Raw genomic sequence first — 4,881 nt, 5'->3', positions numbered from 1 at the left:
CGGGCCTGGACGCGGTCGAGCGGAGGGACGGCGACGATGCCCCCCACGCCGCGGTGGGGTACAGCTACGGGTCCGTGGTCCTGGGGGTGGCCGCCGCGGACCCGCTGGGGCTGGCAGCCGACCGGATGATCCACGTCGGCAGTCCCGGCGCGGGTGTCGACTCGATCGCCGTGCAACGGGTCGACGAGGCCGGCGTCGCGCGTGGGGCGGGACAGGACGAGGTGGTGGGAGTCGCCTCGCGCTGGGATCCGGTGCCGTGGTGGTCGGTCACCGGCGTGCTCGGCGGACGGCCGGGCACCGGGGAGTTCGGCGGGCTCGCGGTGGACGTCACCGAGCCTGGCTCGGGCGCCGACTCTGTGCGCAGCGCGCACTCCCGCTACTTCGACCCGGGCACGGTGTCACTGGACGAGATCGGCCGGCTCGTCGCGGAGACGGACTGACCCCGATAGCGATAGCGCCCCACATTCACGACACCGGCAGCGCCCCGCATCCCCGACACCGACAGCGCCCCGCATCGACCGCCCCGGCCGGAAAAACCACCCCGGCACAATCCGCTACCCCGTCTCCGGATCCGCTACCCGGATTCGGGTAGCGGATCGGGAATCCGAGTAGCGGATTTCTCAGAGGCTCGCGGTGGAGCGGACCCGACAGGGGAGGGAAGGGTCAGCGGGCGGTGGAACGGGAGGCGCGAGCGACCTCCAGCATCTCCGCGCGGCCCGGCAGCTTGGTGCGTTCGCGGCCCGCCGCCTCGCCGAGCCCACGCTCGTGCGCGTCGATCTCCAGCCAGGCGTCGCCGTCGACGAGGTCCACGCCGCGGTCGGTGAGCAGGTCGCGCACGGCCTGCGGGTCCGGCTCGGAGGGCTCGGGCAGGGTGCCGGACTCGAGCTCGGTGGCCAGCTGGCCCACGGTCTCCACCGCGCAGGAACGGTTGGTGCCGATCACCCCGGACGGCCCGCGCTTGACCCAGCCCGCGGTGAACAGCCCCGGCAGGTGCTGACCGCCCGGCGAGTCGAGGATCCGGCCGGAGTCGTTGGGGATGGTCGCCGAGTCGTGGTCGAAGGGCACCCCCTCCAGGGCGGCCGAGCGGTAGCCGACCGCGCGATAGACCGCCTCGACCTGCAGGTCTTCCGTCCGGCCGCTGCTGCGCACCCGCCCGCCGACGCCCTCGGGTCCGGGGACGGGCTCGGTCACCTCCAGACGCAGCCCGGACACCCGGCCGTCGGACCCCAGGATCTCGACCGGGGACCGGTGGAAGCGGAACCGCACCACCCGCTCGCCGGCCGCGAGGGCCGCGGCCTCGGCCTCATCCGCCGAACCGTGCCCGGCCTCACGCTGTGCCCCGGCCCATTTCTCGAGTTGCGTGCACACCTGCCCGACCCGGCGATCGCTTTCGCGGAGGGTGCGCGCCTCGTCGTCGTCGTACTCCAGGTCGGCCGGGTCCACCACGATGGTGACGCCCTCCACCTTGGTCATCTCCCGCAGCTCCAGGGGCGTGAACTTGGCGTGCACGGGGCCGCGGCGGCCGATCACCGACACCACCCGGGTCGTGTTGGTGCCGAACCCGGTGCGGACGTGCTCGGGGATGTCGGTGGTCTCCAGCTGCTCGGGGCTGCGCACCAGCATGCGCGCCACGTCCAGGGCGACGTTACCGACGCCCACCACGGCCGCGCGCTCCGCGGTCAGCGCCCACTCGGGGTGCGCATCCGGGTGGCCGTCGTACCAGGTCACGAACTCGGCGGCCCCGTACGACCCCTCGAGGTCCTCGCCCGGGATGCCGAGCCGACGGTCCGCGAGCGCGCCGGTGGAGAAGACGACCGCGTGGTAGAAGCGGTGCACGTCGTCCAGGGTGAGGTCGTCGCCGAACTCGACGTTGCCGAGAAACCGTATGCGAGGGTCGGCGGCGATCCCTTCCAGCGTGCGGGCGATGCCCTTGATCCGGGGGTGATCGGGGGCCACGCCGTGGCGCAGCAGACCGTAGGGGACCGGCAACCGGTCGATGAGGTCCACCACGATCCCGCGTCCGGAGGGATCCCGGTTGTCACTCCAGTCCAGCAGTGCCTCGCTGGCGTACACCCCCGCCGGACCGGAGCCCACGACGGCCACACGGAACGGGGTCTTTGTGACGGGCGTCATGTCCGCGATCGTCGCACAGAAAAGCGAGCGGGGTACCTCGACCCCGCCGATCGGTCGTCGGGGGAGCATAATCGACACCCATGAGCGACTACGCCGGGGATCTATCGCCCCGCCAGGCCTGGGATCTGCTCGCCTCCGATCCCGACGCCGTGTTGGTGGACGTCCGTACCAGCGCCGAGTGGCAGTGGGTCGGCGGCGCCGATCTGTCCGAGCTGGGCAAGCGCACGCTGGGCATCGAGTGGATGACCTCGGCGGGCCAGCCCAACGAGCGGTTCGTCGAGCACCTCGGCGAGGCCGGTGTCGCCGCGGAGACACCGGTGTTGTTCCTGTGCCGCAGTGGTGGCCGGTCCGCCGCCGCCGCGAGCCTGGCCACCGCCGCCGGATACCGCACCGCCTACAACGTGGCCGAGGGGTTCGAGGGCGACCCGGACGCCGCCGGACACCGCGGCACCGTCAACGGGTGGAAGGTCGCGGGCCTGGCCTGGCGCCAGTCCTGACCGGGCCACCACGGCCAGCCCGCCACGCCCGTACGCCCCTCGCCCCGCCGCATCACCCACGCACCACACACAAGAAAGCAGCGATGAGAAACAACGAGCTCCCCGACGGTCTCCACCCCGACACCCTGGGCGTGCGGGCCGGGCAGATGCGCACCGGCTTCGAGGAGACCACAGAGCCGATGTTCCTCAACTCCGGCTACGTCTACGAGTCCGCGGAGGCGGCCGAGGCGTCGTTCAACGGCGAGAAGCAGCGGTTCGTCTACTCCCGCTACGGCAACCCGACGGTCGCGATGTTCCAGGAGCGGCTGCGGCAGATCGAGGGCGCCGAGGCGTGCTTTGCCACCTCCTCCGGCATGTCCGCGGTATTCGTGGCCCTGGCCGCGCTGTGTGGGAACGGGTCGCGCCTGGTGGCCTCGCGCGCGCTGTTCGGCTCCTGTTACGTGATCTGTGCCGAAATCCTGCCGCGGTGGGGTGTGGAGACGGTGTTCGTCGACGGCGCCGACCTCGACCAGTGGCGCGAGGCGCTCAGCGAGCCCACCGACGCAGTCTTCTTTGAGACCCCCTCCAACCCCATGCAGGAGCTGGTCGACGTTCGCGCGGTGTGCGATCTCGCCCACGCCGCCGGCGCGCAGGTCGTGGTGGACAACGTCTTCGCCACCGTCCTGCACCAGAAGCCGCTCGAGCTGGGCGCGGACATCGTCGTGTACTCCACCACCAAGCACATCGACGGCCAGGGCCGCGTGCTCGGCGGCGCCGTGCTGGGCACCGAGGAGTACATCTCCGGCCCTGTGCAGAACCTCATGCGCCACGCCGGGTTCGGGATGAGCGCGTTCAACGCGTGGGTCCTGCTCAAGGGCCTGGAGACCATGAGCCTGCGCGTCGAGCGGATGAGTGCCAACGCGCTGGAGGTGGCGCGGTTCCTGGAGTCGCACCCGGCCGTGGAGCGGGTGACATACCCGATGCTCGAGTCGCACCCCCAGTACGAGTTGGCGCGGGCGCAGATGTCGGGCGGCGGGTCGGTGGTGACGTTCGGGTTGAAGTACGACGACGACGAGGGCGGCCGCGGCAAGAAGGAGTGTTTCGCCCTGCTCAACTCGCTCGAGGTCATCGACATCTCCAACAACCTCGGCGACGCCAAGACGCTGGTGACCCATCCCGCGACGACGACCCACGCGTCCATGGAGCCCGAGGCCCGCGCCGCGGTGGGCATCGGCGACAACGTGGTCCGCCTGTCCGTGGGGCTGGAACACGCGGGCGACCTCATCGAGGACCTGCGTCGCGGTCTGGGGTGACGGTCTAGATTGATCGTATGTCTGATCGGGGTGAACATTCCCGGGTCCGGGTGGCGGTGCTGCCGGCCGCCCATCCCGCGGTTCGCCGTATCACCGGCCTGGATGGCGCTGAGCACGTAGAGCTGGTGCCCGTCCGGCCCGGGGTGGTGAACGGGCAGACCCCGCCCGAGGCGGTGACTCCCGCGGAGTTCGATCCCGGCCACGAGGCGTCGGGCGAGATTCATCGCGACGGCGACCCGCTGCGCACTGTCGACCTGGCGCACGTGCACTTCGGTTACGACTACCTCGAGCCCGAGAGCGTGGACGGGGTGGTGGAGCACCTGGCGCGGGCCGGGGTGCCGATGGTGCTCACCGTCCACGACATCGTTTACCCGTCCCACGAGGACGAACTCCCGCACCGCGATCACACCGGCACACTGGTCGAGGCGGCCGCTGCCGTGGTGACGCTGACCGAGGTGGCGGCGTACGAGCTGTGGGTGCGGTGGGGCGTCGAACCGGTGGTCGTGCCGCACCCGCGGCTGCTGGACGAGGACGAGGTCTCCTCCGCCATCCGCGCCGGCAAGCACCTGCGCGGTCCCGGCGATCCGGTGGTGGTGGGGGTGTTGCTGGAGCGGATGGGCGAGAACATCGACGGCCCGGAGCTGCTGGACCAGCTGGCGCCCGTCGCCCACGGGCGGCGGGGCGCGCACCTGCGGATCGTGGTGGAGGCGCAGGCGTGGCGCGACGCGTGCGGCGAGGACCGCGAGGCCGGCGGGCACCATCTGGTGGCGGAGCTGGCGGCCGAGGGCGGCTGGGAGTCGGTGCGGTTGGTGAGGTACGAGTCGCTGGACCTGGCGCCGTTGCTGCCCGAGTTCGCCGCGCTCGACGTGTGCGTGTTGCCGTACCGGTTCGCCACCCATTCCGCCTGGTTGGAGTTGTGCCGCGACCTGGGCGTGTCGCCGGTGTTCCCGGCGGTGGGG

General features: G+C 71.7%; 5 protein-coding genes. 4 read left to right on the top strand and 1 reads right to left on the bottom strand.

Translation table 11 applies throughout. The features are described 5' to 3' along the window. The coding region (locus tag G6024_RS02790) for an alpha/beta hydrolase (RefSeq protein WP_235027734.1) at window positions 1–440 on the top strand (440 nt) is incomplete at its 5' end. 223 nt (window positions 441–663) lie between these two features. On the opposite strand, the gene G6024_RS02785 is transcribed toward G6024_RS02790, so the two are convergent. Continuing rightward, window positions 664–2,133: an FAD-dependent oxidoreductase gene (locus tag G6024_RS02785; protein ID WP_159147916.1), complete on the bottom strand. Its 1,470-nt coding sequence runs from the start codon at window positions 2,131–2,133 to the stop codon at window positions 664–666. A gap of 80 nt (window positions 2,134–2,213) precedes the next feature. On the opposite strand from G6024_RS02785, the gene G6024_RS02780 reads away from it, so the two are divergent. The 3 genes from G6024_RS02780 to G6024_RS02770 form a co-directional block, all read left to right on the top strand. Further along, window positions 2,214–2,630, top strand: a complete 417-nt coding sequence (locus G6024_RS02780) for a rhodanese-like domain-containing protein (RefSeq protein WP_067719351.1) — start codon at window positions 2,214–2,216, stop codon at window positions 2,628–2,630. Then, window positions 2,594–3,922, top strand: coding sequence for an O-succinylhomoserine sulfhydrylase (locus G6024_RS02775; RefSeq protein WP_268817102.1), 1,329 nt, complete (start codon window positions 2,594–2,596; stop codon window positions 3,920–3,922). Before G6024_RS02780 ends, G6024_RS02775 begins: the two co-directional genes overlap by 37 nt. A 17-nt stretch (window positions 3,923–3,939) precedes the next feature. Next, window positions 3,940–4,881 (top strand): glycosyltransferase family protein (locus tag G6024_RS02770; protein WP_194307205.1); only part of this gene is annotated, 942 nt, incomplete at its 3' end.

It is taken from the genome of Dietzia maris, from assembly GCF_014144855.1.
In the GTDB taxonomy this organism is placed as follows: Bacteria; Actinomycetota; Actinomycetes; order Mycobacteriales; family Mycobacteriaceae; genus Dietzia; species Dietzia kunjamensis.
This window is presented reverse-complemented; position numbering and strand designations above follow the sequence as displayed.

Bases quoted from the DNA above. Each gene is read 5' to 3' on its own strand.
- G6024_RS02785 (WP_159147916.1), bottom strand. From the start codon at position 2,133: ATGACGCCCGTCACAAAGACCCCGTTCCGTGTGGCCGTCGTGGGCTCC.
- G6024_RS02780 (WP_067719351.1), top strand. From the start codon at position 2,214: ATGAGCGACTACGCCGGGGATCTATCGCCCCGCCAGGCCTGGGATCTG.